This is a genomic window from Pseudogulbenkiania sp. AW2-16, from assembly GCF_056824575.1.
Map to the genome: position 1 here is coordinate 455,176 of NZ_CP157668.1, position 26,731 is coordinate 481,906.

At 62.4% G+C, this 26,731-nt stretch carries 26 protein-coding genes and 3 pseudogenes; 10 read left to right on the forward strand and 19 right to left on the reverse strand.

Annotated elements, in window-relative coordinates; all coding sequences use genetic code 11:
- The first annotated feature begins 39 nt into the window (after window positions 1-39).
- Window positions 40-1,284 carry an NADP-dependent isocitrate dehydrogenase gene (gene icd / locus ABKF58_RS02170; protein ID WP_482583248.1) on the forward strand — a complete coding sequence of 415 codons (1,245 nt, stop codon included), beginning with the start codon at window positions 40-42 and terminating at the stop codon, window positions 1,282-1,284.
- Between the two features lie 222 nt (window positions 1,285-1,506).
- Here the strand turns inward: icd and ABKF58_RS02175 are convergent, their stop codons facing one another.
- On the reverse strand, window positions 1,507-1,710 hold the full coding sequence (locus ABKF58_RS02175) for a cold-shock protein (protein ID WP_008953391.1): 204 nt from the start codon (window positions 1,708-1,710) through the stop codon (window positions 1,507-1,509).
- Window positions 1,711-1,940: 230 nt separating this feature from the next.
- Here ABKF58_RS02175 and clpS point away from each other — a divergent pair, with 230 nt between their 5' ends.
- Complete coding sequence (clpS, locus tag ABKF58_RS02180) at window positions 1,941-2,249, forward strand: ATP-dependent Clp protease adapter ClpS (protein ID WP_008953392.1); 309 nt, start codon at window positions 1,941-1,943, stop codon at window positions 2,247-2,249.
- Window positions 2,249-4,529 (forward strand): annotated as a pseudogene (gene clpA / locus ABKF58_RS02185) (ATP-dependent Clp protease ATP-binding subunit ClpA). The gene clpS and the pseudogene clpA overlap by 1 nt, the downstream one beginning before the upstream one ends.
- 56 nt (window positions 4,530-4,585) lie before the next feature.
- Here clpA and xerD read toward each other — a convergent pair.
- From xerD to ABKF58_RS02220, 7 genes are all read right to left on the reverse strand, one after another.
- A complete protein-coding gene (xerD, locus tag ABKF58_RS02190) occupies window positions 4,586-5,476 on the reverse strand; it encodes a site-specific tyrosine recombinase XerD (protein ID WP_482583249.1) in 891 nt (296 codons plus the stop codon).
- Window positions 5,460-5,927 (reverse strand): methylated-DNA--[protein]-cysteine S-methyltransferase, encoded by a 468-nt coding sequence (locus ABKF58_RS02195; protein WP_482583250.1) that lies wholly within the window; start codon window positions 5,925-5,927, stop codon window positions 5,460-5,462. Before ABKF58_RS02195 ends, xerD begins: the two co-directional genes overlap by 17 nt.
- A 66-nt stretch (window positions 5,928-5,993) precedes the next feature.
- Window positions 5,994-6,362, reverse strand: coding sequence for a 50S ribosomal protein L19 (gene rplS, locus ABKF58_RS02200; RefSeq protein ID WP_008953396.1), 369 nt, complete (start codon window positions 6,360-6,362; stop codon window positions 5,994-5,996).
- A 1-nt stretch (window position 6,363) separates the two neighbouring features.
- Window positions 6,364-7,134 (reverse strand): tRNA (guanosine(37)-N1)-methyltransferase TrmD, encoded by a 771-nt coding sequence (gene trmD / locus ABKF58_RS02205; RefSeq protein ID WP_008953397.1) that lies wholly within the window; start codon window positions 7,132-7,134, stop codon window positions 6,364-6,366.
- On the reverse strand, window positions 7,134-7,640 hold the full coding sequence (gene rimM / locus ABKF58_RS02210) for a ribosome maturation factor RimM (RefSeq protein WP_008953398.1): 507 nt from the start codon (window positions 7,638-7,640) through the stop codon (window positions 7,134-7,136). The genes trmD and rimM overlap by 1 nt, the downstream gene beginning before the upstream one ends.
- A gap of 35 nt (window positions 7,641-7,675) precedes the next feature.
- Window positions 7,676-7,924 carry a 30S ribosomal protein S16 gene (gene rpsP / locus ABKF58_RS02215; protein ID WP_008953399.1) on the reverse strand — a complete coding sequence of 83 codons (249 nt, stop codon included), beginning with the start codon at window positions 7,922-7,924 and terminating at the stop codon, window positions 7,676-7,678.
- 105 nt (window positions 7,925-8,029) lie between these two features.
- Entirely contained in the window at window positions 8,030-10,711 is a 2,682-nt protein-coding gene (locus ABKF58_RS02220) for a bifunctional acetate--CoA ligase family protein/GNAT family N-acetyltransferase (RefSeq protein WP_482583251.1), read from the reverse strand.
- Between the two features lie 607 nt (window positions 10,712-11,318).
- Here ABKF58_RS02220 and nadA point away from each other — a divergent pair.
- The 5 genes from nadA to rpoS all read left to right on the forward strand — a co-directional run bounded on the left by nadA (window position 11,319) and on the right by rpoS (window position 15,898).
- A complete protein-coding gene (nadA, locus tag ABKF58_RS02225; RefSeq protein WP_008953401.1) occupies window positions 11,319-12,236 on the forward strand; it encodes a quinolinate synthase NadA in 918 nt (305 codons plus the stop codon).
- 113 nt (window positions 12,237-12,349) lie between these two features.
- Window positions 12,350-13,093, forward strand: coding sequence for a 5'/3'-nucleotidase SurE (gene surE, locus ABKF58_RS02230; RefSeq protein WP_482583252.1), 744 nt, complete (start codon window positions 12,350-12,352; stop codon window positions 13,091-13,093).
- Window positions 13,078-13,746, forward strand: coding sequence for a protein-L-isoaspartate(D-aspartate) O-methyltransferase (locus ABKF58_RS02235; protein ID WP_008953403.1), 669 nt, complete (start codon window positions 13,078-13,080; stop codon window positions 13,744-13,746). Before surE ends, ABKF58_RS02235 begins: the two co-directional genes overlap by 16 nt.
- A 74-nt stretch (window positions 13,747-13,820) precedes the next feature.
- Entirely contained in the window at window positions 13,821-14,906 is a 1,086-nt protein-coding gene (locus ABKF58_RS02240) for a peptidoglycan DD-metalloendopeptidase family protein (protein ID WP_482583253.1), read from the forward strand.
- Between the two features lie 41 nt (window positions 14,907-14,947).
- Window positions 14,948-15,898 carry an RNA polymerase sigma factor RpoS gene (gene rpoS, locus ABKF58_RS02245; protein WP_008953405.1) on the forward strand — a complete coding sequence of 317 codons (951 nt, stop codon included), beginning with the start codon at window positions 14,948-14,950 and terminating at the stop codon, window positions 15,896-15,898.
- 57 nt (window positions 15,899-15,955) lie between these two features.
- Here rpoS and ABKF58_RS02250 read toward each other — a convergent pair whose 3' ends face one another.
- The 4 genes and pseudogenes from ABKF58_RS02250 to ABKF58_RS02265 all read right to left on the reverse strand — a co-directional run bounded on the left by ABKF58_RS02250 (window position 15,956) and on the right by ABKF58_RS02265 (window position 19,748).
- Window positions 15,956-17,092: a DUF4129 domain-containing transglutaminase family protein gene (locus ABKF58_RS02250; RefSeq protein ID WP_482583254.1), complete on the reverse strand. Its 1,137-nt coding sequence runs from the start codon at window positions 17,090-17,092 to the stop codon at window positions 15,956-15,958.
- A gap of 5 nt (window positions 17,093-17,097) precedes the next feature.
- Complete coding sequence (locus tag ABKF58_RS02255) at window positions 17,098-17,904, reverse strand: TgpA N-terminal domain-containing protein (protein WP_482583255.1); 807 nt, start codon at window positions 17,902-17,904, stop codon at window positions 17,098-17,100.
- A complete protein-coding gene (locus tag ABKF58_RS02260; RefSeq protein ID WP_482583256.1) occupies window positions 17,901-18,875 on the reverse strand; it encodes a DUF58 domain-containing protein in 975 nt (324 codons plus the stop codon). Before ABKF58_RS02260 ends, ABKF58_RS02255 begins: the two co-directional genes overlap by 4 nt.
- A pseudogene (locus ABKF58_RS02265) lies at window positions 18,835-19,748 on the reverse strand (AAA family ATPase). The gene ABKF58_RS02260 and the pseudogene ABKF58_RS02265 overlap by 41 nt, the downstream one beginning before the upstream one ends.
- Window positions 19,749-19,822: 74 nt before the next feature.
- On the opposite strand from ABKF58_RS02265, the gene ABKF58_RS02270 reads away from it, so the two are divergent.
- Window positions 19,823-20,782: a histone deacetylase family protein gene (locus tag ABKF58_RS02270; RefSeq protein ID WP_008953409.1), complete on the forward strand. Its 960-nt coding sequence runs from the start codon at window positions 19,823-19,825 to the stop codon at window positions 20,780-20,782.
- A 74-nt stretch (window positions 20,783-20,856) separates the two neighbouring features.
- On the opposite strand, the gene plsY is transcribed toward ABKF58_RS02270, so the two are convergent.
- The gene (gene plsY, locus ABKF58_RS02275; RefSeq protein ID WP_014085989.1) at window positions 20,857-21,501 is read right to left on the reverse strand and encodes a glycerol-3-phosphate 1-O-acyltransferase PlsY; all 645 of its coding nucleotides are present in this window, start codon (window positions 21,499-21,501) and stop codon (window positions 20,857-20,859) included.
- Between the two features lie 71 nt (window positions 21,502-21,572).
- Here plsY and folB point away from each other — a divergent pair, with 71 nt between their 5' ends.
- Window positions 21,573-21,932: a dihydroneopterin aldolase gene (folB, locus tag ABKF58_RS02280; RefSeq protein ID WP_008953411.1), complete on the forward strand. Its 360-nt coding sequence runs from the start codon at window positions 21,573-21,575 to the stop codon at window positions 21,930-21,932.
- A gap of 69 nt (window positions 21,933-22,001) precedes the next feature.
- On the opposite strand, the gene ABKF58_RS02285 is transcribed toward folB, so the two are convergent.
- The 6 genes and pseudogenes from ABKF58_RS02285 to argC all read right to left on the reverse strand — a co-directional run bounded on the left by ABKF58_RS02285 (window position 22,002) and on the right by argC (window position 26,705).
- Complete coding sequence (locus ABKF58_RS02285; protein ID WP_014085988.1) at window positions 22,002-22,310, reverse strand: hypothetical protein; 309 nt, start codon at window positions 22,308-22,310, stop codon at window positions 22,002-22,004.
- A 98-nt stretch (window positions 22,311-22,408) separates the two neighbouring features.
- Window positions 22,409-22,795: a group II truncated hemoglobin gene (locus tag ABKF58_RS02290; RefSeq protein WP_014085987.1), complete on the reverse strand. Its 387-nt coding sequence runs from the start codon at window positions 22,793-22,795 to the stop codon at window positions 22,409-22,411.
- Between the two features lie 74 nt (window positions 22,796-22,869).
- Window positions 22,870-24,129, reverse strand: a complete 1,260-nt coding sequence (locus tag ABKF58_RS02295; RefSeq protein ID WP_482583257.1) for a D-amino acid dehydrogenase — start codon at window positions 24,127-24,129, stop codon at window positions 22,870-22,872.
- Window positions 24,130-24,211: 82 nt separating this feature from the next.
- Window positions 24,212-25,074 (reverse strand): annotated as a pseudogene (locus ABKF58_RS02300) (CheR family methyltransferase).
- Between the two features lie 57 nt (window positions 25,075-25,131).
- Complete coding sequence (gene erpA / locus ABKF58_RS02305; RefSeq protein WP_008953416.1) at window positions 25,132-25,482, reverse strand: iron-sulfur cluster insertion protein ErpA; 351 nt, start codon at window positions 25,480-25,482, stop codon at window positions 25,132-25,134.
- 179 nt (window positions 25,483-25,661) lie between these two features.
- A complete protein-coding gene (gene argC, locus ABKF58_RS02310) occupies window positions 25,662-26,705 on the reverse strand; it encodes an N-acetyl-gamma-glutamyl-phosphate reductase (protein WP_014085985.1) in 1,044 nt (347 codons plus the stop codon).
- Window positions 26,706-26,731 lie beyond the last annotated feature (26 nt).

Consider the following 26,731-nt stretch of genomic DNA (forward strand, 5'->3'; position numbering starts at 1 on the left):
GGCAGACAACAGGTCAATACAGAAGGAGAAGGAGAAACAATGAGTGCATCCCACATCAAGGTTCCCGCCGCTGGCCAGAAGATCATTCCGGGTCAGCCGATTCCGAACAACCCCATCATCCCATTCATCGAAGGCGACGGCATCGGCATCGACATCACCCCGGTCATGATCAAGGTCATCGACGCGGCAGTGGACAAGGCCTACGATGGCCAGAAGAAGATCCACTGGATGGAAGTGTACGCCGGCGAGAAATCGACCAAGCTGTATGGCCCGGACGAGTGGCTGCCCAAAGAAACCTTCGACGCACTGAAAGAATACTCGGTATCGATCAAGGGCCCGATGACCACCCCGGTCGGCGGCGGCATCCGCTCGCTGAACGTGGCCCTGCGCCAGGAACTGGATCTGTACCAGTGCGTGCGGCCGGTGCAGTACTTCCAGGGCGTGCCGTCGCCGCTGAAGCAGCCGGAACTGGTCAACATGGTGATCTTCCGTGAAAACACCGAGGACATCTACGCCGGCATCGAGTGGGCCGCCCAGTCCGAAGCCGCCAAGAAAGTCATCAAGTTCCTGCAAGACGAAATGGGCGTCAAGAAGATCCGCTTCCCGGAAACCTCCGGCATCGGCATCAAGCCCGTTTCCATCGAAGGCACCCAGCGCCTGGTTCGCGCCGCGATCAAATACGCCATCGAGAACGACCGCAAATCGCTCACCATCGTGCACAAGGGCAACATCATGAAGTTCACGGAAGGGCTGTTCCGTGACGTCGCCTACAAGCTGGCCCAGGAAGAATTCGGCGCCGAACTGATCGATGGCGGCCCGTGGTGCAAGTTCAAGAACCCGAATACCGGCCGGGAAATCATCGTCAAGGACGCCATCGCCGACGCCTTCTTGCAGCAGATTCTGCTGCGTCCGGCCGAGTACGACGTCATCGCTTGCTGCAACCTGAACGGTGATTACATCTCCGACGCGCTGGCCGCTCAGGTTGGGGGTATCGGCATCGCCCCGGGCGCCAATATTTCCGACCAGTATGCCTGCTTCGAAGCCACCCACGGCACCGCACCCAAATACGCCGGCCAGGACAAGGTGAACCCCGGCTCTCTGATCCTGTCCGCCGAAATGATGCTGCGCCACCTGGGCTGGAAAGATGCCGCCGATCTGGTCATCCAATCCATGGAAGCCGCCATCGCCGACAAGATCGTGACCTACGACTTCGCCCGCCTGATGGATGGCGCCACCGAGGTAAGCTGCTCCGCCTTCGGCGATGCGATGATTGCACGCATGTAATCCCCCCGCTATAGCGGGAGCAAAGGGCTTGCCAAGCGCAAGCCCTTTTCCATTGACTAATGACAAAAAAATAGCAGCCTATTCGCCGCCAATTAGTGCAAGCACAGACACGTAAATTAGTCTAAATTAAATGTGCTGCCACCAAAATAAAAAACCCGCTTATAGCGGGTTTTTTCATCCAGCGCCGGCCTCATTAACCAAGACCGGCGATAACCATGGCGGTTACTGCGGCTGGATATTGGATGCTTGCTTGCCCTTCGGACCGTTCACCACGTCGAAGCTCACGCGCTGCCCCTCTTTCAGGGACTTGAAGCCTTGCGTGTTGATGGCCGAGAAATGCGCGAACAGGTCTTCACCGCCCTCGTCCGGGGTGATGAAACCGAAGCCTTTAGCATCATTGAACCACTTGACAATACCAGTTGCCATTTTACTTCCTTGCATTTAACAGGCTGGTGAGGCCGACCAACAAAAGCTTAAAAGCGCTTCGGTTTTACCTAGGGCAAACCTCATTCATTTCAATTAAGCCAAGCACCAGACTCATTTCTACGCAACCGCGGCCCGAGCGTCAAGTCCAAGGTGAAAAGAATTCTCCCCCCTTGAAAAAAATCCCGGCGGAACCAAAATAAAAGTGAAATGCCTCATTGCTGAAAGCCGCCATGTCCACGCAGTACAAGGACGACGCCCAACTGGAGGCGTCGCGGGCGAAGACACGCCCACCGTCGATGTATAAGGTCTTGTTATTGAACGACGATTACACGCCGATGGATTTTGTGGTACAGATACTGCAACACTTCTTCCACAAGAACCGGGAGCAGGCCACAAGCATCATGCTGCAAGTGCACACCCAGGGCCGCGGGGTGTGTGGTGTTTATACCAAAGATGTCGCCGCGACCAAAGTTGAGCAGGTGTTGCAGTTTGCGAAAGCTCACCAGCATCCGCTCCAGTGCGTAATGGAGGAAAACTGATGATTGCCCAAGAGCTCGAAGTAAGCCTGCACATGGCGTTCATGGACGCTCGACGCAAACGGCACGAATTCATCAGTGTCGAGCACCTGCTGTTGGCTATGACGGACAACCCGTCCGCCGCAGAAGTGCTGCGTGCGTGTGGAGCGAATCTCGATCAGCTGAAAAAACAGCTGACCGACTTCATCGACGAACATACCCCGACCGTGCCCGGCGAGACCGAGGTGGAAACCCAGCCCACGCTGGGCTTCCAGCGCGTGATCCAGCGCGCCATCCTGCACGTGCAGTCGTCCGGCAAGAAGGAAGTAACGGGGGCCAACATCCTGGTCGCCATTTTCGGCGAGAAAGACTCCCACGCCGTGTATTACCTGCATCAGCAAGGTATTTCCCGGCTGGATGTGGTCAACTTCATCTCCCACGGCATCACCAAGCAGCGCTCGCAGCCGACGCCCAACGAACAGCGCGACAACAGCGAGAGCGAAACCGAAGACGCCTCGGCCAACGTCGGCGGGGCGCTGGAGAACTACACCCAGAACCTCAACGCACTGGCACGCGAAGGCAAGATCGACCCGCTGATCGGCCGTGAGCACGAGCTGGAGCGCACGGTGCAGATCCTGTGCCGGCGCCGCAAGAACAACCCGCTGCTGGTGGGCGAGGCCGGTGTCGGCAAGACAGCCATCGCCGAGGGCACTGGCACGCCGTATCGTCAACGGCGAGGTCCCCGAGGTGCTCGACCGCGCCACCGTCTACTCGCTGGACATGGGAGCGCTGCTGGCCGGCACCAAGTACCGTGGCGATTTCGAGCAGCGCCTCAAGGCCGTCATCAAGCAGCTCACCGAAGACCCGCACGCGATCCTGTTCATCGACGAGATCCACACCCTGATCGGCGCAGGAGCGGCGTCGGGCGGCACGCTGGATGCTTCCAACCTGCTCAAGCCGGCCCTGTCGAACGGTTCGCTGCGCTGCATCGGTGCCACCACCTACAACGAGTTCCGTGGCATCTTCGAGAAGGATAACGCCCTGTCGCGGCGCTTCCAGAAGATCGACATCAACGAGCCGACCGTGGAACAGACGGTAGAAATCCTCAAGGGACTCAAGTCGCGCTTCGAATCGCACCATGGCGTGAAATACACCCAAGGCGCACTGGTGACGGCGGCCGAGCTGGCGGCACGCTACATCAACGACCGCCATCTGCCGGACAAGGCCATCGACGTCATCGACGAAGCCGGCGCGGCGCAGAAGATCCTGCCCAAGTCGCGCCAGCGCAAGGTCATCAACAAGGCCGAGATCGAGGACATCGTCTCCAAGATCGCACGCATTCCGGCCAAGACCGTCTCGTCCAACGATAAGAACGTGTTGAAGAACCTCGATCGCGATTTGCGCAGCGTGGTGTTTGGCCAGGACAAGGCCATCGAGGCCCTGGCGACCGCCATCAAGATGGCGCGTTCGGGGCTGGGCAACCCGCAGAAACCGATCGGCTCCTTCCTGTTCAGCGGCCCCACCGGTGTCGGCAAGACCGAAGTCGCCAAGCAGTTGGCCTACTTCCTCGGTGTCGAGATGCTGCGCTTTGACATGTCGGAATACATGGAGCGCCACGCGGTGTCACGCCTGATCGGTGCCCCACCGGGATACGTCGGCTTCGAACAAGGCGGTCTCTTGACCGAAGCCATCAACAAGCACCCCTACGCGGTGCTGTTGCTGGACGAGATCGAGAAGGCGCACCCGGACATCTACAACATCCTGCTGCAGGTGATGGACCATGGCACCCTGACCGACAACAACGGACGCAAGGCCGACTTCCGCAACGTGATCATCATCATGACCACCAACGCCGGGGCCGAGTCGCTGTCCAAGCCGAGCATGGGCTTTACCAACGCCAAGCAGACCGGCGACGAGATGGCCGACATCAAGCGCCTGTTCAGCCCCGAGTTCCGCAACCGGCTGGATGCCACCATCCCGTTCCGCATGCTCGACGAGAACATCATCCTGCAGGTGGTAGACAAGTTCCTGATGCAACTGGAACACCAGCTGGCCGAGAAGAAGGTGGATATCCACTTCACCGACATGCTGCGTCAGTACCTGGCCAAGAACGGCTTCGACCCGCTGATGGGCGCGCGTCCGATGGCCCGCCTGATCCAGGACACCATCCGCAAGGCTCTCGCCGACGAGTTGCTGTTCGGCCGTCTGGTGGACGGAGGCGAAGTGACGGTCACCATCGACGCCAACGACAAGGTCGAGTTGCAATTCGACGAGAAGACGCCCTTGGCGGCGGAGCCGGCCTGATTCCAAGAGCCCAACCCGTCTCGATCACGCCCGCTCTTGCGGGCGTTTTTCTTGGCTCAACCGCGAGGATGGTGCTGCTCGTGCAGCTGGCGCAAGCGCTCCCTGGCGACATGGGTGTAGATCTGGGTGGTGGAAATATCAGAATGCCCCAACAGCAGTTGCACCACGCGCAAGTCGGCGCCATGGTTGACCAGATGCGTGGCAAACGCGTGGCGTAGCGTGTGCGGGCTGACCGGCGGCAGCCCCTGCCGGCGTGCATACCCTGAAATCAGGTGCCACGCCATCTGGCGCGTCATACCTGCCTTGAGACGAGTGACGAACATCTGTTCGCAAGGCACCCCCGTCAGCAAAGCCGGCCGCCCTGTAGCCAGATACCGCCCCAGCCAGTCCTGCGCCACCTCGCCCATCGGCACCAGCCGCTCCTTGCCGCCCTTGCCCTGCGTCATCACAACGCCGCTAGTGAGATCGACCTGCTGTAGCGTCAAGCCAACCAGTTCCGACACCCGCAAGCCAGTCGCGTACAAAACCTCCAGCATGGCACGGTCGCGCAAGCCCAGAGGCGTAGCCACATCAGGAGCCTCCAGCAGCGCGACCACGTGCTTCTCCGACAGACTCTTGGGTAAGGGCTGCCCGTGCTTGGGACGCTCGAGCGCGGCAGACGGATCGTCAGGGCGTTGGCCACTGGCGTGCAGATACTGGTAGAACCGACGCATGGCACTCACCAGTCGCGCTCGGGTGGTGGCCTTCTCCTGTTCGATCCCCTGCAACAAGGCGCGCTGCAAATCCGCCACGCCCGCCTCGATCAAACGCACTCCACCCTCTTCGTCCAGACGCGCCCCCAGCTTGAGCAGGTCGCGCCGATACGCTGACAGGGTATTGCGCGACAGACCATCGCTCAGCCACAGCTGGTCGAGGAACAGGTCGATCTGTTCAGCGTTGCTGCTCATGTCTCAATAGCCAGAACTTGATCGACAAGGTCTGCTCCGCGCTCGAATGATTGAAGCCCCCCAAGCCGGAACGTGCCAGCACGCGGTGACACGGAATCACGATCGGCAACGGGTTGTTGCCGCACGCCTGCCCTACCGCACGGGCGGAGCTGCCGAGCTGTTGGGCGATGGCACCGTAACTGACGGTAGCGCCAGAAGGAAGCGAGGCAATTGCCTGCCATACCCGTTGCTGGAACGGAGTACCCTGCGGCCGACACGGCAGGTCGAAGTGGAAGCCGGGATGCCGGAAGTACTCCTGCAACTGGCGCTCCACCTCCTCGGCGAGCGAACCCGGCTCAGGTGACAAAAGCGGGACCGTGGCATCCAGAAACTCGATGCAGCTGACGACCTGGAACGGTGCCACGATGCCCAGGCGGCCAAACGGCGCAGCGATCACAGCGGTATAAGACATGACAGAGCCCGAAAAAAAGCGCAAGGCGGATGCCTTGCGCTCTCATCATAGCCAACGGCCAGGCGATTAGCCTTGCTTGCGGGCCGGCAGCTTTTCCTTGATGCGTGCCGACTTGCCGGTACGACCACGCAGGTAGTACAGCTTGGCGCGACGCACGTCACCACGGCGCTTCACTTCGATCGAAGCAACCAGCGGGGAATAGGTCTGGAAAGTACGCTCAACGCCTTCGCCGGCGGAGATCTTGCGCACGATGAAGGAGCTGTTCAGGCCACGGTTACGCTTGGCGATCACAACGCCTTCGTAAGCCTGCAGACGCTCGCGGTTACCTTCCTTTACCTTCACCTGAACGATGACGGTGTCGCCCGGGGCGAAAGCCGGAACGGTTTTGCCGATGCGGGCAATTTCTTCTTGCTCGAGTTGCTGGATCAGATCCATGTCAATGCTCCTGGTTTTTCGGGAGATCTTGTTCCTGCTGGTACTCTGCCAGCAGCCGAGACTCCTGTTTTGTCAAAGGGCGGTTTTGCAGCAGGTCGGGACGACGCTTCCACGTTCTTCCCAGCGACTGTTTCAACCGCCATTTTGCGATCAAGGCATGATTACCTGACATCAGGATGTCCGGCACCCGCATGCCTTGATATTCTTCGGGTCGGGTATAGTGCGGGCAATCCAGCAGGCCGTCCACGAAGGAATCCTCATAAGCCGACTGGGCATCGTTGAGCACCCCCGGCAACAGCCTGACGACGGCGTCCATCAACACCATGGCGGGCAGTTCGCCACCGGATAACACGTAGTCGCCGATGGAGATTTCCTCGTCGACACGGCGCTCGATCAGACGCTCATCGATCCCTTCGTAACGCCCGCACAGCAGGATGAGACCGGGTCGCTGCGACAGCTCGACCGCCTTGGTGTGGCTTAACGGCCGCCCCTGAGGAGACAGGTAGACCACATGGCTCTGCGCCACGCCAGCCTCACGCTGTCGCTCTTCGGCCGCAGCTATGGCGGCCTCCAAGGGCTCGATCAGCATCACCATGCCGGGACCGCCTCCGTAGGGGCGGTCATCGACGGTGCGGTAATTGTCCGTGGTGAAATCGCGCGGATTCCAGGCACGAAAACCCCAGATGTTCTGCTCCAGCGCGCGTCGGCTAACGCCGAAGCGGGAAACAGCGTCGAACATCTCGGGGAACAGCGAGATAGCGTCGATCTGCATCAGTCGTCGAGGTTCCAGTCCACCGTGATGCGCTTGTCAGTCAGGTTGACATCAAGCACAAACTGGCCAACGAAAGGAATGAGCCACTCTCGCTTGCCCTCCCGGACCACCAGCACGTCGTTGGCGCCGGTTTCCATCAATTCGGCAACCTGACCGAACCGCTGACCGTCCTTGTTGACGACATCCAGGCCGATCAAATCGGACCAGTAGTACTCGTCGTCGGCGGTCTCCGGGAATTCGCTGCGCGGTATGGCAATCTGCATGCCGCGCATGGCTTCTGCCGCCTCGCGACTGCCGACGCCTTCGAGCTTGGCGGCCAGCGCCTTGGGCTGGACCAGCCCGTCTTCGAAACGATAGGATGACCATTGGCCATCCCGCCCCAGCCACCAGACCGGGTAGTCGAACAGGCTGTCTGCGGACCCGGTGTCGGCATGGATTTTCACCCAGCCACGAACACCAAAGGCGCCGCGCACATACCCCATCAAGACGAGATCATCGTTGCGCATGCGCCTCAAACCCTGCGTGTATCAGCAGACTGCAATCAGGCAGCTACTTTTTGCTCTTTAACCAGCTTGGCAACGGCGTCGCTCAGTTGAGCACCAACGTTGATCCAGTGGTTCAGACGGTCAGCGGCGAGGCGAACGCGTTCTTCTTTGTCGTTGGCAACCGGGTTGTAGAAGCCCAGGCGCTCGATGAAGCGACCGTCGCGACGGTTGCGGGAGTCGGTCACCACGATGTTGTAGAACGGACGGTTCTTGGAGCCGCCGCGGGCCAGACGAATCACTACCATTGTCGATTGTCCTTGAATAAAAACGGTATCGTAGAAAAGCCCACGATTTTAGGGCAGTTTTCCCTTATCTTGCAAGCGCTTATTCCGGCCGTGTGTCGGGGCCGGCTACGCCTGCAACACCTTGGTGACCAGCATCAGTGCCCGGTCTTCCGGATGGTACTCGCTGGAGAAGCCCAGTTTGTGCATCAGCTTGAGCATGCCCTTGTTGCCGGAGAGCACCTCGCCACGCATCACTTTCAGCCCCTGGTCACGGGCGGCGTCGAACAACGCGCTCATTAGGATGAAGCCGATCCCTTTGCCCTGCCACTGGTCGGCTACCTCCAGAGCGAACTCGCAGCTCTCGTTATCAGGGTCGGTAACGTAACGAGCCACGGCCAGTTGCTCTTCCCCTTGCGCCGTCTCGCGGGTCATGGCCAGCGCCATCTCGCGGTCGTAGTCGAGCTGGGTAAAGCGCACCAGCATGCTTTGCGACAGTTGCTTGATGCTGGACATATAGCGGTTGTAGCGGCTTTCCTCGGAAAGGTTGCGCACGAACTCCTGCTGCATCTGCGCATCCTCCGGGCGCACCGGACGGATGGTCACCTGGGTCTGATCCTTGAGGCGGGAGCACACCACCATGTGCGAGGGATACGGCATGATCGCCATGTGACGGTACGGCTTGCCGCCCGCGCACCCCTTCTGCACGATGATGCGTGCGTCCAGCGCCATCACCCCCTGCTCGTCGGCCAGCAAGGGGTTGATGTCCATCTCGCGAATTTCGGGCAATTCGCAGATCATTTCCGACACCCGCAACAGCACCTCTTTCAGCTGGTCGATATCGATCGCCGGCAGGTTCTTGAAGGGGCCGAGAATCTGCCCGATGCGTGTCTTGCCGATCAGGCTCTCGACCAGGTAGTGGTTGAGCGGCGGCAGAGCCAGCGCACGGTCGTTCATGACCTCGACGGCGATGCCGCCGGCGCCGAAGGTGATGACCGGGCCGAAAGCGTTGTCGTGCGTCACGCCGACCATCACCTCGCGCGCGAATCGTCGGCTGCGCATCGGCTGCACCGACACCCCCGAGATGGCCGCCTCGGGGCGGGCCTGGCGGCAGCGTTCGACGATGGAGGCAAATGCCTCTCGCAGTGCCGCCGCACTACTGATGTTGAGTTCGACGCCGCCGACATCGGACTTGTAGATGATGTCCGGCGAATCGATCTTCAGCACCACCGGGTAGCCGGTTTCTTCGGCCAACCTCACGGCCTCGTCGGAGTCGCGCGCCAGCCGGGTCGGGTTGACCGGGATGTTGAAGGCCGACAGCACCTCCTTCGACTCGCGCTCCGACAGGATGACCCGCCCTTCCGCCAGGGCGGCATTGATCAGCGTGCGCGCGCGCGCCACGTCGGGAGACACCTGCTTGCCCTCGAGCGGCCCCGGCGTCTGCAGCAGCAAGCGCTGGTTGTGATGGTAGGCGGCCAGGTTGCGGAACACTTCCACGGCATACTCCGGGGCGCGGAAATGGGCACACTTGGCCTTACTGAACAGTTCCCGGCTCTCCGAAACCTTGGCGTCGCCCAGCCAGGACAGCAGGATCGGCTTGGTCGACTCGCGCTGCAGCCCCACCATCAGCTGCGCGGTGGTCAGGTGATCGGTACCGGCCTGCGGCGTGAAGATGACCAGCACGCCATCAACATTGGCGTCATCGAGACAGGCCTTGACCGCCGTGCGAAAACGCACCGGGCTGGCATCGCCGATGATGTCGACCGGGTTACCGTGCGACCAGTTGCGCGGCAGCGCGTCGTTGAGCACCTCCATGGTCGGCTCCGACAACTTCGCCAGCTCCACACCGTTGAGATAGGCGCTGTCCGCCGCCAACACGCCCGGGCCGATGCCGTTGGTGACGATGGCCAGACGCCGCCCCTGCACCCGGAAACTGGCGGCCAGCACCTTGGCGGCCGTGAATAGCTGGGAGATCGAGCCCACCCGCAGCACACCGGCACGCGACAGTGCGGCGTCGAACACGTCGGCGCTCTCGACCAGATTGCTGGAATGGGTCAGGCCGGTCACGTCATCCTCGTAGCGGCCGGACTTGATCACTACCACCGGCTTGGTACGGGCGGCGGCACGCAACGCGCTGATGAAGCGACGCGCATCATGGATGTGGTGGACGTGCAACAGTATGCCCTGGGTGAAGGTATCGGCCACCAGGTAATCGAGGATCTCGCCGAAATCGACGTCCAGCCCCTCCCCCACCGAAATCACGCTGGAAAACCCGATGCCCTTGCTATCGGCCCAGTCCAGCATCGCGGTGCACAGGGCGCTGGATTGCGATACCAGCGCCAGGTTGCCGGGGCGTACCTTGCTGGAGTAGTTGGAAGCGTTGAAGCCCGCCACCGGGCGCATCAGTCCCAGCACGTTGGGACCCAGCACGCGGATGCCGAAGTGCCGGGCGATCGACAACGACTCCTTGAGAATTTCACGCTCCAGCTGCTCGCTGTCGGCGAACTCCTTGGCCAGCAGCACTGCCTTCACGCCCTTCTTGCCGCAATCGCGCAGGATGGCCGGCAAGGTTCTCAGCGCCGTGGTCACCACGGCCAGTTCCACTTCGCCCTCGATCAGCCGTACCGATGGCACCGCCCGCATCCCCCCGACCACCTTGTGGTTGAGGTTGACGGGGAACAGCTTGCCCTGGAAATTGCCCGCCAGCAGGCTCGCAAATACCGCCTGGCCAATCGAGCCCGGGGTATCGCTGGCGCCGACGACGGCGACGGCGCGAGGAGAAAACAGGGAAGTGAGATAGTGCGGTTTCATGGCAACCCATCCGATGTGCTGATCTGAACCGGAACCCGGCCTCCCACGGAGGCGTCAGAGTCCATTCGGCCTGCAAGGTAACGTGATCGATGTGAAAGCAATACGTCAAACGGCGCTGAGACTCGGCCAGCCGGACCGTCCCTGCCTGCAACGCGGTGATGCCAATCCGAGGCGCAGGGCATGGCGCGCCACTCTACCGACATATACCACACCAGCCCGACATGCGCAGAGCCTACACCCTTCACTGTCCTGCTACGACCACGACAAAAGCGGCATAAGACGATTGAGGGCCTGCGCACCGCCAACCCCACAATCAGGCATCGGGCCGGACTGTCAGCCCAGGTGGTGGACAAACCGCCATACCCCGGCCCCTTCTCCTCGGCCCCTCAGACCGACGAGCGCGCCAGAACCCGCCACCATGCGGGACATGGCCTGACAAGGACCATCCTGTGCCACAACCTGGCTTGCCTTTGGCATCAAGCGCACGTAGCGGCTGGTAAGGCGGGCTCAATATTGTTAATCTTTACCCTTTAGATACAAACCTTCATTGCGCCGCGTCAAAGGAAGATGCCGAAGCTTCCCCAGCGCGGCCGGAGCCAAGGTCATCATGACGAAACGCGTCGTCACACTCGCACACTATTACACCCAGCCTGAAATTCAGCAGATGGCGGACAAGGTAGGGGACAGCCTGGAATTGTCGCTCTACGCCCGTGAAGCCGAGGCTGACATCATTGTGTTCGCCGGCGTCCGCTTCATGGCGGAAACGGCCAAGATCCTCAACCCCCAGGCCGAAGTGATTCTGCCGGATGCAGGGTCGACCTGCTCGCTGGTCACCCAGACCGACGTCGCCGCGCTGAAAGCCTGGCGCGAAGAGCATGCCGATTACGTCCATGTGTCGTACATCAACTCCAGCGCCGAGCACAAGGCACTGTCGGACTGGATCGTCACCAGCCGCAACGTCGATGACATTATCGCGCATCTCTACGAGCAGGGTAAGAAAGTCATCTTCTCGCCCGACCGCAACATGGGCGCCTACCTCAACTACCAGTACGGCTACGACATGCCGCTGTGGTCGGCGGTATGCGAGGTGCACGACAAGTTCAATGAGGCCGCCCTCAACGAAGCGCTGAATGCCGTCACCGGCGAAGCCCACCTCATCGCCCACCCGGAAAGCCCGCTGCCGGTGCTCAAACGCGCCGATTACGTCGGCTCGACCTCGGGCATGCTGAACTGGGTCAAGCAGTTCAAGGGAGGTCCGGACGCCGTGATCTTCGTCGCCACCGAGGACGGCATCCTGTACAACATGAGCCAGGCCCGGCCGGATCTGGACCTGCGCCAGGCGCCGATCTATGCCGGCTGCCAGTGCAACTCCTGTCCTTACATGAAGATGAACACCATCGAGGCCGTCAAGCACGCCCAGCAAGGCGGTGGTACGCACATCGACTACCTCAGCACAGAACAGATGGACGCCGCACGGGTGCCCATCGAGCGCATGCTGGAATTCAGCCGACGCTACTACGCCTGACCCAGAAACCCGCCTTTCGGCGGGTTTCTTGTTTCGACCCGGTGCCATGACAGGAAGGTTTTCAGCAGGCTCCACGCAGCGATACAATCACCAGGGTTCCCCAGGAAGACGGCATGAAGTTTCTCATCAGCAACGACGACGGTTACTTTGCCCCCGGCATCGCCACCTTGGCCGAAGCCCTCTCGCCGCATGGCGAGGTGGTGGTCGTGGCCCCCGAGCGCGACCGCAGCGGCTCCAGCAACTCCCTCACCCTTGATCGGCCGCTGAGCGTACGCAAGGCCGCCAACGGCTTCTTCTACGTCAACGGCACCCCGACCGACTGCGTACACGTCGCCGTGACGGGGCTGTTGGACTTTCGTCCCGACATGGTGTTTTCCGGCATCAACCACGGCCCCAACATGGGCGACGACACCATCTACTCTGGCACGGTCGCGGCCGCGACGGAGGGCTTTTTGCTCGGCATTCCCTCGGTGGCGGTATCACTGGCCGGCAAGAGCGGGGCGCACTTCGCCACCGCCGCCGCGGTGGTCGATCAACTGGTGCAACGCCTCCAGGCGTCGCCGTTTCAGGCCCCGGTCCTACTCAATGTCAACGTCCCTGACATTCCGCTTGACCGGCTTGCGGGCATGACAGTTACCCGCTTGGGGCGACGCCACTATGCCGAACCGGTTATTAAGGCGAAAAATCCGCGCGGCGATACCGTATACTGGGTCGGCCCGGTCGGTCCGGCGCAGGACGCGGGGGAAGGTACCGACTTCTGGGCACTTGCCAACAACCAAGCCTCGGTCACACCGCTGATGCTCGATCTGACCGCCTACGGCCAACTGGACGGAATCAAGACATGGCTTCACAGCTGACACCGACGCGCCAGAATTACGGCATGCTGTCCGACCGGACCCGCATGCGCATGGTCGACCGGCTACGCCAGGCCGGGATTCGCGATGAACGGGTGCTGGCAGCGATGTACGAGGTCCCTCGCCACCTGTTTGTCGACCAGGCCCTGGCAACCCGCGCCTATGACGACGTGTCGCTGCCAATAGGTCATGCCCAGACCATCTCGCAGCCGCTGACGGTGGCACGAATGACCGAACTGCTGATCGTGGGCCGCACTCCCGGCAAAATTCTCGAAATTGGCACCGGCTGCGGTTATCAGACTGCCGTGCTACTGAAAACCGGCGCACAGGTCTTCTCGATGGAACGCTTGGCGCCGCTATTGGACAAAGCTAGACAACATCTGCGAAACGCACGCCTGGTGCACGCACGTCTGGTACATGGCGACGGCCATCTTGGCCTGCCGGAGGCGGCGCCCTTTGACGGCATCATCATGACCGCCGCAGCGAAGAGCATCCCGGATGCCCTGGTCAGCCAGTTGGCCGAGGGCGGCAAGCTGGTGATGCCGATGGGGGATGGCGAACAATTCCTCTGGCTGATTGAGAAAACCGCCCAGGGCCTGCAGAAAACCAAGCTCGACCCGGTAAAATTCGTTCCTCTTCTACCCGGTCGTGGCTGACCGGGTAAAAACGCCACAGGGCTGCCGGTCGGCGATTTACAAACTTTAACTTATTGACATATAACATCACCAGCATGCGAATCCAGCTTGACCGAAAAGTCCCGACCCTGATCACCTTGCTGACGGCCGCGCTGCTCACCGGTTGCAGTACTCTGGTCCAGGAGGCGGCCCCGGTGGAAAGCGGGGTGACGAGAACACCGGCCGGCGCGACAAGTGCGCCGCCTCCTGCGGTCTCCACCCCTGCTCCAAGCGGTAATGGCGCCGTTACCACGCCGTATCGGCAGGGTGGCAGCATTAAACCCGAGCAAACCGGGACGGAAGCGGCCAAGACGCATATCGTGCAACCCGGCGAGAACCTGTTTCGTATCTCGCTGAATAACGGGCTCAAGTATCAGGACGTCGCAGCCTGGAACAACCTGCCTGACAATCAGATCAAGGTAGGCCAGGTGTTGCGGCTGACGCCGCCAGATAGCGAGCCGGCAACCAAAACCAACACCGCCCCAGCTAAACAGCCTGCAAGGGCGGCTGGCGCAGGCCTGGTGACGTCGGCTACACCGGCAGCGGCGACGAACGGGCAAACAACGCTCAAGGCCTACCCCAAGGCGCTGAAGTTGCCCTATTCGGAGGCAGCAGCCAAGTCTCTGGTGACACAAAGCGAGGGTAGCAGCGCCCCGGCAGCGGCCAAGCCGGCAGCTCCCGCCATCGTGCCGGCGACGCCGAAGGCCGAGCCCCAAGGAACGGCCAAGCCCGAAAACGGGGCCAAGGCAGAGCCGCAGGACAAAGGCGGCGATGGCGATATCGCCTGGGCCTGGCCGGTGAAAGGGAAGGTGTTGCACGGCTACTCGGACACCAACAAGGGAGTGGATATCTCGGGGCGGATGGGCCAGCCTGTTCTCGCCGCCTCGGATGGCAGGGTGGTATATAGTGGTAATGGCCTGAGGGGCTATGGCAAGCTGATCATCATCAAACACAATAAGACGTTCCTCTCAGCGTACGCACACAACAGCCAGCTACTGGTCAAGGAAGGACAGGCAGTAAAGAAAGGTCAGCCCATTGCCGAAATGGGAAATACGGATGCGGACCAAGTGAAACTGCACTTTGAAATCCGCCGCTTCGGCAAACCGGTCGACCCGTTGCAATATCTTGACAGCACATCCTGACAGGGACGCGTCCCCGTCGGATCACAGCGAAGGGGGTAGAAATGAGCAACGACCTGGACATTCTCGACGACGACGACATTGCCGCGGATGAAGAGGCTAGCGACGACACTGTCGCGGAAACCGACAGTGAAGAAGTGCAGGAAGCCGCATCCGCCTATGACGACATTGCCGACGTCACCCAGATCTACCTGAACGATATCGGCAACAATGCCCTGCTCAGCCCTCAGGAGGAGCAGTCCTTGGCGCGACTGGTGGTGCAAGGCGACTTCGAAGCGCGCCAGAAAATGATCGAGCACAATCTGCGCTTGGTCGTGAACATTGCCAAACGCTATATCAACCGCGGCCTGGCCCTGCTCGACCTGATCGAGGAAGGCAATATCGGGCTGATGCATGCGCTGGAAAAATTCGACCCCGAGCGCGGCTTCCGTTTTTCCACCTACGCTACGTGGTGGATACGCCAGAGCATCGAACGCGCCATCATGAACCAGTCGCGCACCATCCGGCTGCCGGTGCACGTCATCAAGGAACTCAACGTCTACCTGCGCGCCTCGCGCCACCTGGAAAGCCAGATCGGGCGAGAACCCAGCGTCGAGGAAATCGCTCAACTGGTCGACAAGCCGGTGGAAGACGTGCGCCGGGTAATGAACCTCAACGAGCGGATGGCCTCGCTGGATGCGCCACTGGACATCGACCCCATGCTGTCGATCGGGGAGTCAATTCCGGACGACCAGCACGACGAGCCGGAAATCCAGTTGCACAATACCCAGCTGGAAAACTTCGTCCACGAGTGGATGGCCCAGCTCAACGACAAGCAGCGCATGGTGATCGAGCGTCGCTACGGCCTGAACGGCCATGAAATCTGCACGCTGGAGGAACTGGCCAGCACCCTCAGCCTGACGCGCGAGCGGGTGCGCCAGATCCAGATCGAAGGACTCGAGCAACTGCGTCGCATCCTGCGTCGCAAGGGCATTGGCAAAGACCTGCTGCTGTAATCAGGTTCCCCAGCAGCAGCAACAGATAAAAACCCCGGGGCGCCGGGGTTTTGCCATTCAGCGCCTCGCCGACGGGCGAAAACGCCTCACCCCTCTGAGCCAGCGCCGTGCAGCCAGCGGTGCAGCCTCTTCCCGGGTACGGTAGCGCAAGCCGACGTAGGCATCCAGCAGGGCCGCCAATTGCTCGCGATCGGCCTCGCCCAGCGACGTCCCGCGCTGCAGCAGCTCGGCCGGCGTATCTGCCGACGTCACCGCCACCCCTGCCCGCCGCAGGCGCTGCGCCAGCAGCAGCCACCCCACCAGCAAGGGCTCGCGTGGCGGCAGGCTACGCCACCACCACCAGAGCGGCAGCAACGCCAGCACGGCGCCGAGCAACAACCCCTTGAGTACGGCAGCAGTGTCGACCTCGGGCCCCAAGCCCAACGAGCGGAACAGTGAGCGTTGCCGGCCGGCATCATAGCCGACCACCCATTGCTGCCACACAAAGTTGGCAGCCAGCCAGTGCTGACGCAGGGCCATGATCCAGGCGGGAGGCCGCCCACCCAGTATCGGCACTGCGGCGCGCACCGCCGGTACCGCCTGTTCTACGCCTTGCTCGATGCGGTCCGGCGATACCGCTGCGGTTGGATCGACACGCCACCAGCTCTGGCGCGAGGCCAGCCAGACCTCGACCCAGGCATGGGCATCGGAAGAACGAATCTGCCAGTAGCCCCCCGCAGGATTGTATTCTCCTCCTTGGTACCCCACCACCACGCGGCTGGGAATGCCTGCCGCACGAGCCAGGAATGCGAACGCCGAGGCGTAATGCTCGCAAAACCCCTGCCGCGTCTGGAACAGGAACTGGTCGACGATGCCCCCCTCCAGCAGAGGCGGGGACAGGGTATAGCGGAAGTTCTCCAGGCGGAAATGCTCCAGTAGGCTCCGGATATAGCCCTCATCGCCCTGACTGCGCGCCCGTATCGAAGCCGCCAGGGCACGCGTGCGTTCATTGCCTGCCGGCAGATGGCGGTAGTAGGCGAGATGGCTGGCATCCAGGGGTTCTGCCAGCAGGGCACCGGTGTGGCTGCCCGTCCGGTAGCGGATGCGGGTGTCGCTGGGACGCGGCTGCCGCCAGACCATGCCGGCACGCTCGCGCAGCCCTTCCGCCACCTCACCCGGCAGGTCGAGTACCGGCACCCGCCCTTTGTCCGGCACCACCGTCAGGGTGTAACTGACAGAATTTCCCCCAGCACCTGGCCGCCAGGTTCGTCTACCGCCCCGGCATTGAACCAGCGGCGGCCATCGAACTGGTCGAACAGCATCACCCGCCAGTAGAAATCGCGCCTCGGCGGCGCAGCCCCGGCAAAGACGGCAGTAAAAACCGGTTCATTGCTGGGGATCAGCTGGCTGATGCTGCCCGGAGCCATGTCTTCGGCCAACCCGCTGCTGGCCGTAGCGCTCGCAGCCGGAATGCTCCACAACGGCCCAGGCAGACGTGGCATCACCACGAACAGCACCAGCATCAGGGGCAGAGAAAGCAGCAAGGCCTGCAACGTGGCCCGCAAACTGGTGAGTATCGGCTGCTTGCCGTGCAGCGCCGCCATCGCCCAGGTCAGGCTGAACAGACTCAGCACCAGCCAGCCGGCCGCCAAGGGCGACTGGTCGAACAGCAAGGGCGTCGCTGCCAGGAAAAAACCCAACGCCAGCAACACCCTCCAGTCGCGCAGGCTGAAGGTCTCGAAGGCCTTGAAGCCAACCAGCAACAACAGCAGAGCGCTGCCGCCTTCGCGCCCGATCAGGGTGCGCAGGGTCAGCCACAGCAGTACCAGCGGCACCGCCACCGCTAGTGCCACCAGCCAGCGCGGCGGTAACTGGCGCTGCTGCCACAGCAGTATGCCCCGTGCCAGCAGCATTGCCGCCGACAAGCCCACCACCCAGCCCGGCAGGTAGCGCACCAGGGGTGCGGCGGTGACCGCCAGTGTGAGCAACACCGGCAACACCCGGCGCAGCGCATCGCTCCCGGTCATGGCGTCTCTCCATAGCGAGCCAACAACGCCAAGGCCTGTTCCCGTTGATGGGGCTGGGGACCAACCTCCGCGCCCGGCACACGCAGCCGGTAGCAGTGCTGTTCACGCTCGCACTCCAACACACGCCAGGCCAGCCGCGACAGCCGCGACTCGGCATCGTCCCCTGGCGGATAGTCGTGCCAATCCAGCACGCGACAGCCACCCGCCACCGCGCCGGCAAAGCGCTTGCTCGTCAAGACATCGCGTCGGGCGAGAACTTTCCAGGCGATCTGGCGCGGCGTGTCGCCGTCACGATAGGCCGCTAAATGGGAAAACTCGTCGTCTCCCGCCGTCGACACCGCCTCGCCCTCCCCGCTCGCACCTTGCCGGGGGCCGAGCACATCGCTCAGTGGCACGGGATAGACCAGTGCCTGCTGCCGCAAACGGACATAGGCAAACGCCCGGATCAGTCCGAATGGGATATCGCTGCTGAGAGCCAGCGCCGGCATCGCGAGCAGGCCGCGCTGCGTGGTGGCCAGTGGCAGCGATAACCACACACTGGAGTGGGGGGACAACTGGCAAGCCGAGGCGCGCCCGGTACTTCCGGCCAGGTGGCCCTGCAAGGTACGCGACCAGCCCGAGGGATTATCGAGCCGTACCGAAAAGTGCGTCACCTCCCCGGCAAACACCGGGTCGGCTGTCCCGGCCTGTAGCGTCAATCCCGCCAGCTGCCGATACGCCATCAGCACCGACACCAACAACAGGCCGATGATCCAGAATGACAAGGCATAGGCCAGACTGACCGCGTAATTGAGCGCGCCGACCCAGATTGCCAATGCCACCCCCAGCAGCATCCAGCCGAATGAGGTCGGCAGCAGGTAGATACGCTGATGGCGCAGCGTCCACTGCGCGGAAGGCGGCAGGCGGCGTACCAGCCAGGCCTGCAGGTGGCTACGGAATCGCAACGCCCGCCACCAACGCGGCCAGCTCATCGTCCGACACCGGCCCTCCCCCGGTGGCGCGGTCGTCAGGCGATGACCGGCGACAGCAGGAAACACTGCCTTGACGTCATCCGGCAATACGTAATCGCGCCCCTCCAGCAAGGCCCAGGCCCGCGCGGCAGCTACCAGGGCCAGCCCGGCGCGCGGGCTCAGCCCCTGGGCGAAACGGCGCCCCTGCCGGGTGGCCTGGAGCAGCGCCAGGACATAATCGGCCAGTGCCAGACTCACGGTCAGCCGGCTGGCCTGCGCCTGCAATTGCAGCAACGGCAGCGGCTCCAGGGCCGGAACCAGTTCCTCCATTACCCGGCGCCGCTCCTCACCGAGTAGCAAGGCCCGCTCCGCCTGTGGGGGCGGGTAACCCAATCCGATACGCATCAGGAAGCGGTCCATTTGCGACTCGGGCAAGGGGAACGTGCCAACCTGCTCGAGCGGATTCTGGGTAGCGATGACGAAAAACGGCTGCGGTAAAGGATGTGTCTCGCCGTCCACCGATACCTGACGCTCCTCCATCGCCTCCAGCAAGGCCGACTGCACCTTGGGCGAGGCCCGGTTGATCTCGTCGGCGAGCAGCACCTGGGCGAAGACCGGGCCGCGGTGAAAGCGGAAGGTGCCGGTTTCGCGCTCGAAGATGTTGACGCCGACGATATCGGCCGGCAACAGGTCGCTGGTGAATTGGACGCGCCGGTAGTCGAGCCCGAGCACACGCGCCAGCCCCTGCGCCAGCGTGGTCTTGCCAACCCCCGGCACATCCTCGATCAGCAGATGGCCGCGGGCGACCAGGCAGGCCAGCGCCAGCTTGATGGCATCGCTCTTGCCGAGCAACAACGCATTTAGTTGACGATAAGCAAAGGCGAGAGATTGCATTTCCGGGAGGTTCCGAGCACTATTTATCAAAAAGTCATAGATTGCGTCCCATTCTACGCAACAAGGAAACGCTCGTGTTCAACTGGCTGAAAAACCGCCTGCCGCACAACGGACTGACCGCCTACATCACCCATTCCGACTGCCTGCTGCACAATATGGGGGTCGGCCATCCGGAATGTCCGGAGAGGCTTACCGCCATTCGCGACCAACTGATGGCGTCGCAGCTATTCGATTTCCTGCAGGAGGTGGAGGCGCCGCTGGTCACCGACCAGCAGCTGGCGCGCATCCATCCGCCCCGCTACGTCGAATACATCGAATCCTGCGCGCCCGCGGTCGGCACCTTCCGCATCGACCCCGACACCGCGATGTCGGCGGGTACGCTGCCGGCTGCGCTCCGTGCTGCCGGCGCCGTGGTCAAGGCGGTGGACCTGCTGTGCGAGGGCAAGGCGCCCAACGCCTTCTGCGCCGTGCGCCCGCCCGGCCACCATGCCGAGAGCGACCGCTCCATGGGCTTCTGCTTCTTCAACAACCTGGCCGTCGGCGTGGCCCATGCTTTGTCTTACTACAAGCTGGAGCGGGTCGCCATCATCGACTTCGACGTGCACCATGGCAACGGCACCGAGCAGATCTTCCGTGACGATCCACGGGTGATGATGGTGTCGACGTTCCAGCATCCGTTCTACCCCTACTGCGGCGACCAGCCGCTCGGCCCCAACATGCACAACGTGCCGCTCAAGGCCGGGAGTGGCGGGCGCGAATTCCGCGAGGCGGTGGAAAACGTCTGGCTGCCGGCACTGCACCAGTTCCAGCCGCAGATGCTGTTCATCTCGGCCGGCTTCGACGCGCACCGCGAGGACGACATGGGATCGCTGGGACTGGTGGAGGCGGATTACGAGTGGGTGACGCGGCAGTTGATGGCGGTGGCCGCACAACACGCCGAGGGCCGCATCGTCTCGGTGCTGGAAGGCGGCTACGACCTGTCGGCACTGGCGCGCAGCGTGGTGGCGCACCTGCGGGTGCTGTCGGAGGGATAGGCGCCGGACCGGACCCTCTACGCGTTGCAGACATGAAAAAGCCGACATTACGTCGGCTTTTTTCATCCTGACAGTTACTGTCCGCCGGATCCGTTGCCGGCTGAGCCGTCGGCCTTCTCGCCGATCTTGCCCTCCTGCCCGGTCAGCAGCTTGATCAGGTTGGACTTGTGACGATGCACCACCAGAATGGCGATGATGATGGAACTGCCGAAGTAGACGCTGTGCGGCCCGACGATGAAGAAAGCGTAGACCGGGGCCAATACCGCTGCAGTCAGCGCCGACAGCGAGGAAATCTTCACTACGACGGCCATGAACAGCCAGGTGGCCACGGCGGCCAGCGCCAGCCACAGGTTGAAACCAAACAGCACGCCCACGGCGGTGGCAACCCCCTTGCCGCCTTTGAAGCCGAAGAATACCGGCCACATGTGACCAACCAGTACCGCGATGGCGGCCATGCCCACCGCCTGCTCGCCCAGGCCATAACGCGGGCCGAGCCACTGCGTCAGCGCCACCGCCACCCAGCCCTTGATGCCGTCGCCCAGCAGGGTCAGCACGGCGGCCAGCTTCTTGCCGCTGCGCAACACGTTGGTGGCCCCCGGGTTGCCGGAGCCGTAGGAGCGCGGGTCGGCCATGCCCATCAGGCGGCTGACGATCACGGCGAAAGACAGCGAACCGATAAGGTAGGCCGCCACGAGAAAAGCAAAAGCTGTCGTGGTCATCGTATATCCACTAAAATGCAAGACTTCGAATTTTACGGTATCAGGCGGCAATCCCCAACTGCCGCGCTCCAATGGACATCATCTTCTTGCGCGAGGTGCGCGCCGACACCGTCATCGGCGTCTACGAATGGGAGCGGCAAGCCCCGCAAGTCATCGAAATCGATCTGGAAATCGGCATCCCCAGCGAAGTGCCGTGCCATAGTGACGATATCGGCGATACCATTCATTACGGCGTGGTGGTCGAACGCCTGCGCAAGGCGCTGGCCGAGCAGCATTTCCTGCTGATCGAGGCGCTGGCGGAATACATCGCCAAGGTCATCCGCGAGGATTTCGGCGCGCCATGGGTCAAGGTTTCGGTAACCAAGCTCGGCATTTTGCCGGGAGTAAAACAGGTCGGGGTCATGATAGAGCGCGGCCACCGGCCGCACTGAGCCCGACAAAGGCAACGGCCCGCATGCGGGCCGTTTTTTATTGGCACAAGGCGTTGTGCTGATCGTTCGCTACCACTGCCACTTCAAGCGCAACTCGGTCTGGTGCTTGGTGACCTTGAGCGACAGGCGGGTATCCTCGTCGAGACGCCAGCTAGGCCGCAGATCGAGACTTTGCCCGCCAGGCGAATCGATCCGCTCCAGAGCGAACGCGCCCGAGCGCAACACCACCGTCTCGGTAGCAGCAATCCGGCTTTCGCTCTTGCCGGCATAGGCCGCTCCCGGCGTTGCGCACATCCACGCGCCCTCGGGACATTTCGCCAGTGCCGGCATGGCAAAACAGCCGCACAGCACAGAGATCCAGCACAACGAGTATTTCATGGCGATCGTCCTGCAAGGTCGACGGAAAGCCGCTACTCATATCAGCATGGATCATCCCTAAATTCATTCAAGTAGTTATTTCATCTTCAATTATTCGTTTATTCTTGCTGATTGCGCATGAAGTCGGCGGTATTGAAAAAGGCCTCCAGCAGCTTCTCTTTCAGCGCTTCCTCCACCACCAGGTCGGCAATGGCACGACTCATGCAGGACATCCACTGATCACGGGCGGCGCTGTCGACCGGAAATGGCATGTGCCGGGCACGCAGACGCGGATGGCCATACTTTTCGATGTACAGCGAGGGGCCGCCGAGCCAGCCCGACAGAAACATGTAGAGTTTGTCGCGCGACTCGGTCAGGTCGGCCGGATGCATATCGCGCAGCGCTTTCACGGAGGGGTCGCTGTCCATGATGTCGTAGAAGCGGTCGGTCAGCCAGCGTACCACGCCGGCTCCGCCCAACAGTTGAAAGGGGGTCATGTCCTGCATCGTTCTATCCTGCCAAGTTGCGCTGCCATGGCAATCGACCTCGCCTGTGCGTCACAAGCCAGGCCAGTGCCTCATCAGCAGCCGGTAAAAGGAAAATCCAGTGGCGGGCGGCGCCCACCGATGATGTCGGCCAGCGCCCGCCCCGAGCCCGGACCTTCAGTCCAGCCCAGCGTGCCATGGCCGGTGTTCAGATAAAGACTGGGGTAGCGGGTACGCCCGATCAGCGGCACATTGCCCGGCGAGGCGGGCCGCAGACCGGTCCAGTACTGAAGCTCCCCTTCCCAGTCGCACGCGTCAGGAAACAACGCCCGCGCGCGTTGCACCAGCAGGCCGCAGCGCACCGGGTTGAGCGTCGAGGAGTAACCGGCGAGTTCGGCGGTGCCGGCCACGCGCAGGCGGTCTCCCAGCCGTGACATGAATACCTTGTAGCTTTCCTCGGTGAGCGCCACCGTGGGCGCCGCCGCGGGCTCGCGGATGGGCAGAGTGACCGAATAGCCCTTGGCGGGATACACCGGCAGCGCGAGACCGACGCTGCGCGCAATCGGTGTGCTGTAACTGCCCAGCGCCAGCACGTAGGCATCGGCGCGCACCGTCTCGAAGTAGCCATCCGGGCGAGTCACCGACACCCCGGCGACGTCGCCGCCTTCGGCCAACAAGGCGTTGATGCGGGTGGAAAAGCGAAACTCCACGCCCAAGGCCGCTGCGGCCGCAGCCAGCCCCGACGTGAATTTGTGGATATCGCCGGACTGATCGCTGTCGCAGTAGCAGGCCGCCGCAATGCGGTCGGCACTGGCTGCCAGGGCAGGCTCGATCCGCAGCAGCTCGGTGCGCGAAATCTCCCGTTTGTCGACGCCGAACTCGCGCATGGTTTCGGCCGCGCGCAAGGCTTGCTCCAGATCCCGGCGGAACTCGAACAGCGTCACGATACCGCGCGCCAGGTGATCGAAGGCGATGCCGGTTTCCTCGCGGATCAGCGCGAAGGTGTCGCGGCTGAAGCGCCCCAGCGCCAGCATGCACAGCATGTTGCGATGCGCGCGTTGCGGCAGGCATTCGCGCAGAAAGCGTAGCGCAAAGGCCCACTGGGCGCTGTCGAAGCGCGGCCGGTACAGCAGCGGAGCATCTTCCCGCAGCAACCACTTGAACACTTTCCATGGGGTGGACGGCTGCGCCCACGGCTCGGAGTGGCTTACCGAGATCTGTCCGCCATTGGCGAAACTGGTCTCGCGCGCCGGACCGGTCGCCCGCTCCAGCACCACCACCTCGTGTCCGTCACGCGCCAGGAACCAGGCCGTCGAGACGCCGATGATGCCCGCCCCCAACACCACCACCTTCATCGTAGAACCCCGTTCACGGAAGCAAAGAGGGGGGCATGTCCACCGGGCACGGCCCGGGCGCTAGGGCGGCGCTGGCACATGTTCAAGCCGAACGGCCAGCGCCATTGGCGGCCAGCTCGTACACGGTCTTGCCGCGCAGCTTGAACAGGTCGGCGGCAAAATAGAAGTTTTCGGAATGACCGACGAACAACAGGCCATCCGGCTTCAGCAACGGCGCGAACTTTTTCAGTACGGCGAGCTGGGTATCGCGATCGAAATAGATCATCACGTTGCGGCAGAAGATGGCGTCGTACTGCTTGCGCAGGGGCCAGGTGCTGTCGATCAGGTTGAGGCGCGAGAAGCTGATCATGCTGCGCAACGCGGCCTTGGCTTGGTAGCTGCCGTCGCCCTGCTTGTCAAAAAACGCGTGGCATGCCCAGCCGGCAGACGTGCAATTTTGTCAGCGGGGTAGATGCCCTTGCGGCCGGTTTCCAGCACCGTGGTATCGAGATCGGTGGCGGTGATCGACACGCGCGCCCCCGGCACGCTCTCCAGCGCCGTCATCGCGATCGAGTACGGCTCCTCGCCGGTCGAGGCCGCGGCACACCAGATGGAGAGCTCCCCCTGCTGCGCCTTCTTTTTCAGGTGCTCGGAGAGAATGGGAAAATGGTGTTCTTCACGAAAGAAGAACGTCAGGTTGGTCGTCAGCGCATTGACGAACTGCTCGAACTCCCGGCGTCCGGAGGCGGACTCGAGTTGGTCGAGGTAAGCGGCAAAGCTGGAGAGCTTCAGTTCACGGATGCGCCGCACCAGGCGACCGTACACCATGTCCTTCTTGGAAGGATTCAGGGCAATGCCGGCTTCGCGATAGATCAGCTTGCGGATGCGTTCGAAATCGGCATCATTGAAGGCGAATTCACGCGTGTACTCGACCTTGGGCAGGGCAATCGATGGCAGCTTGATCATGAAGTCCACATAAAAAAACCCGGGCGGAAGCCCGGGTATTATCTTAGCGTGGATTGCTTATACCGAGAAGGACGAGCCACAGCCGCAGGTGGTCTCGGCGTTCGGATTGCGAATCACGAACTGCGAGCCTTCCAGGCTTTCCTGGTAGTCGATCTCGGCGCCGACCAGGTACTGGTAGCTCATCGGGTCGACCAGAAAGGTGACGCCTTCGCGCTCGATGGCGGTATCGTCTTCGTTGACGATTTCATCGAAGGTGAAGCCGTACTGGAAACCGGAACAGCCACCGCCGGTCACGAAGACGCGCAGTTTCAGGTCCGGATTACCTTCTTCCGCCACCAGGTCGCGCACCTTGGAGCAGGCGCTGTCGGTGAACGCGATCGGGCTCGGCATTTCGGTCGTAGCAGTCATTTTTTACCTCACAAAACAAACAAATGCCGTCAGCACGGCTTTCATCCTACTATTTTAGTCGGATATTAGGCCGGCTGGCCAGTTTTCAATACGGCAGGTGGGTGCAAAAGCCGCACCCCATATCCACGGCGGCGAAAAAGCCTCCGACTGCTGACGTGTCCCTGCCCTGTCCGCCGTACTTACGGCAGCAAGGGGACGATATCGAGACCGGCGTTTTCCGGCTGGCCAAACATCAGGTTCATCACCTGCACCGCCTGGCCGGAAGCACCCTTGACCAGGTTGTCCTCGACCACCAACACGATCAACAGGTCGCCGTTACCCGGCCGATGCAGCGCGATGCGTGCGGTGTTGGAGCCGCGTACCGAGCGCGTCTCGGGATGGCTGCCGGCCGGCAGCACGTCGACGAACGGTTCAGCGGCGAAACGCTGCTCGAACAAGGCCTGGAAGTCGGTCGCACTGGCCTCGGGGCGGATGCGCGCGTAGATGGTGGAATGGATGCCGCGGATCATCGGTGTCAGATGCGGCACGAAGGTCAGCTTGACCGGTGCGCCGTGGATCGCCGACAGACCCTGCATGATCTCGGGCGAGTGGCGGTGCCCCTTGACGGCGTAGGCCTTGAAGTTGTCGCCGGCCTCGGCCAGCAGCGTGCCGACCTCGGCCTTGCGCCCGGCCCCGGACACGCCGGACTTGCAGTCGGCGATGAGGGTGTCGACGTCGATCAGCTGCTTGCCGCCTTCCAGGAGCGGCAGCAGGCCGAGCTGTACCGAGGTCGGGTAGCAGCCGGCCATGCCGACCAGGCGTGCGGCCTTGATCGCCTCGCGGTTGACTTCCGGCAGCCCGTACACGGCTTCGGCCAACAGGTCGGTACAGCTGTGCTCCATCGCGTACCACTGCTGGAACACGGCGGGATCCTTCAGACGGAAGTCGGCGGCCAGGTCGATCACCTTGACACCCGCCTCCAGCAGCTCGCGCGCCTGCGCCATGGCAACACCGTGCGGGGTGGCGAAAAACACCACGTCGCACTCGGTCAGCTTGGCCTCCTCGGGTGTGGAGAAGGCAACATCGACACGACCGCGCAGGCTCGGGAACATCTCGGCCACCGGCATGCCGGCTTCCTTGCGCGAGGTTACCGCGGTGACGTGTGCCGCCGGATGCCCGGCCAGCAGACGCAGCAGTTCCACCCCGGTGTACCCAGTGCCACCGACAATACCCACCTTGATCATGCCCAACTCCTCGTAGCTGTAAAACA

Bases quoted from the DNA above. Each gene is read 5' to 3' on its own strand.
- icd (WP_482583248.1), top strand. From the start codon at position 40: ATGAGTGCATCCCACATCAAGGTTCCCGCCGCTGGCCAGAAGATCATT.
- ABKF58_RS02175 (WP_008953391.1), bottom strand. From the start codon at position 1,710: ATGGCAACTGGTATTGTCAAGTGGTTCAATGATGCTAAAGGCTTCGGT.
- clpS (WP_008953392.1), top strand. From the start codon at position 1,941: ATGTCCACGCAGTACAAGGACGACGCCCAACTGGAGGCGTCGCGGGCG.
- xerD (WP_482583249.1), bottom strand. From the start codon at position 5,476: ATGAGCAGCAACGCTGAACAGATCGACCTGTTCCTCGACCAGCTGTGG.
- ABKF58_RS02195 (WP_482583250.1), bottom strand. From the start codon at position 5,927: ATGTCTTATACCGCTGTGATCGCTGCGCCGTTTGGCCGCCTGGGCATC.
- rplS (WP_008953396.1), bottom strand. From the start codon at position 6,362: ATGGATCTGATCCAGCAACTCGAGCAAGAAGAAATTGCCCGCATCGGC.
- trmD (WP_008953397.1), bottom strand. From the start codon at position 7,134: ATGCAGATCGACGCTATCTCGCTGTTCCCCGAGATGTTCGACGCTGTT.
- rimM (WP_008953398.1), bottom strand. From the start codon at position 7,640: ATGCGCAACGATGATCTCGTCTTGATGGGGTATGTGCGCGGCGCCTTT.
- rpsP (WP_008953399.1), bottom strand. From the start codon at position 7,924: ATGGTAGTGATTCGTCTGGCCCGCGGCGGCTCCAAGAACCGTCCGTTC.
- ABKF58_RS02220 (WP_482583251.1), bottom strand. From the start codon at position 10,711: ATGAAACCGCACTATCTCACTTCCCTGTTTTCTCCTCGCGCCGTCGCC.
- nadA (WP_008953401.1), top strand. From the start codon at position 11,319: ATGACGAAACGCGTCGTCACACTCGCACACTATTACACCCAGCCTGAA.
- surE (WP_482583252.1), top strand. From the start codon at position 12,350: ATGAAGTTTCTCATCAGCAACGACGACGGTTACTTTGCCCCCGGCATC.
- ABKF58_RS02235 (WP_008953403.1), top strand. From the start codon at position 13,078: ATGGCTTCACAGCTGACACCGACGCGCCAGAATTACGGCATGCTGTCC.
- ABKF58_RS02240 (WP_482583253.1), top strand. From the start codon at position 13,821: ATGCGAATCCAGCTTGACCGAAAAGTCCCGACCCTGATCACCTTGCTG.
- rpoS (WP_008953405.1), top strand. From the start codon at position 14,948: ATGAGCAACGACCTGGACATTCTCGACGACGACGACATTGCCGCGGAT.
- ABKF58_RS02255 (WP_482583255.1), bottom strand. From the start codon at position 17,904: ATGACCGGGAGCGATGCGCTGCGCCGGGTGTTGCCGGTGTTGCTCACA.
- ABKF58_RS02260 (WP_482583256.1), bottom strand. From the start codon at position 18,875: ATGAGCTGGCCGCGTTGGTGGCGGGCGTTGCGATTCCGTAGCCACCTG.
- plsY (WP_014085989.1), bottom strand. From the start codon at position 21,501: ATGACCACGACAGCTTTTGCTTTTCTCGTGGCGGCCTACCTTATCGGT.
- folB (WP_008953411.1), top strand. From the start codon at position 21,573: ATGGACATCATCTTCTTGCGCGAGGTGCGCGCCGACACCGTCATCGGC.
- ABKF58_RS02285 (WP_014085988.1), bottom strand. From the start codon at position 22,310: ATGAAATACTCGTTGTGCTGGATCTCTGTGCTGTGCGGCTGTTTTGCC.
- ABKF58_RS02290 (WP_014085987.1), bottom strand. From the start codon at position 22,795: ATGCAGGACATGACCCCCTTTCAACTGTTGGGCGGAGCCGGCGTGGTA.
- ABKF58_RS02295 (WP_482583257.1), bottom strand. From the start codon at position 24,129: ATGAAGGTGGTGGTGTTGGGGGCGGGCATCATCGGCGTCTCGACGGCC.
- erpA (WP_008953416.1), bottom strand. From the start codon at position 25,482: ATGACTGCTACGACCGAAATGCCGAGCCCGATCGCGTTCACCGACAGC.
- argC (WP_014085985.1), bottom strand. From the start codon at position 26,705: ATGATCAAGGTGGGTATTGTCGGTGGCACTGGGTACACCGGGGTGGAA.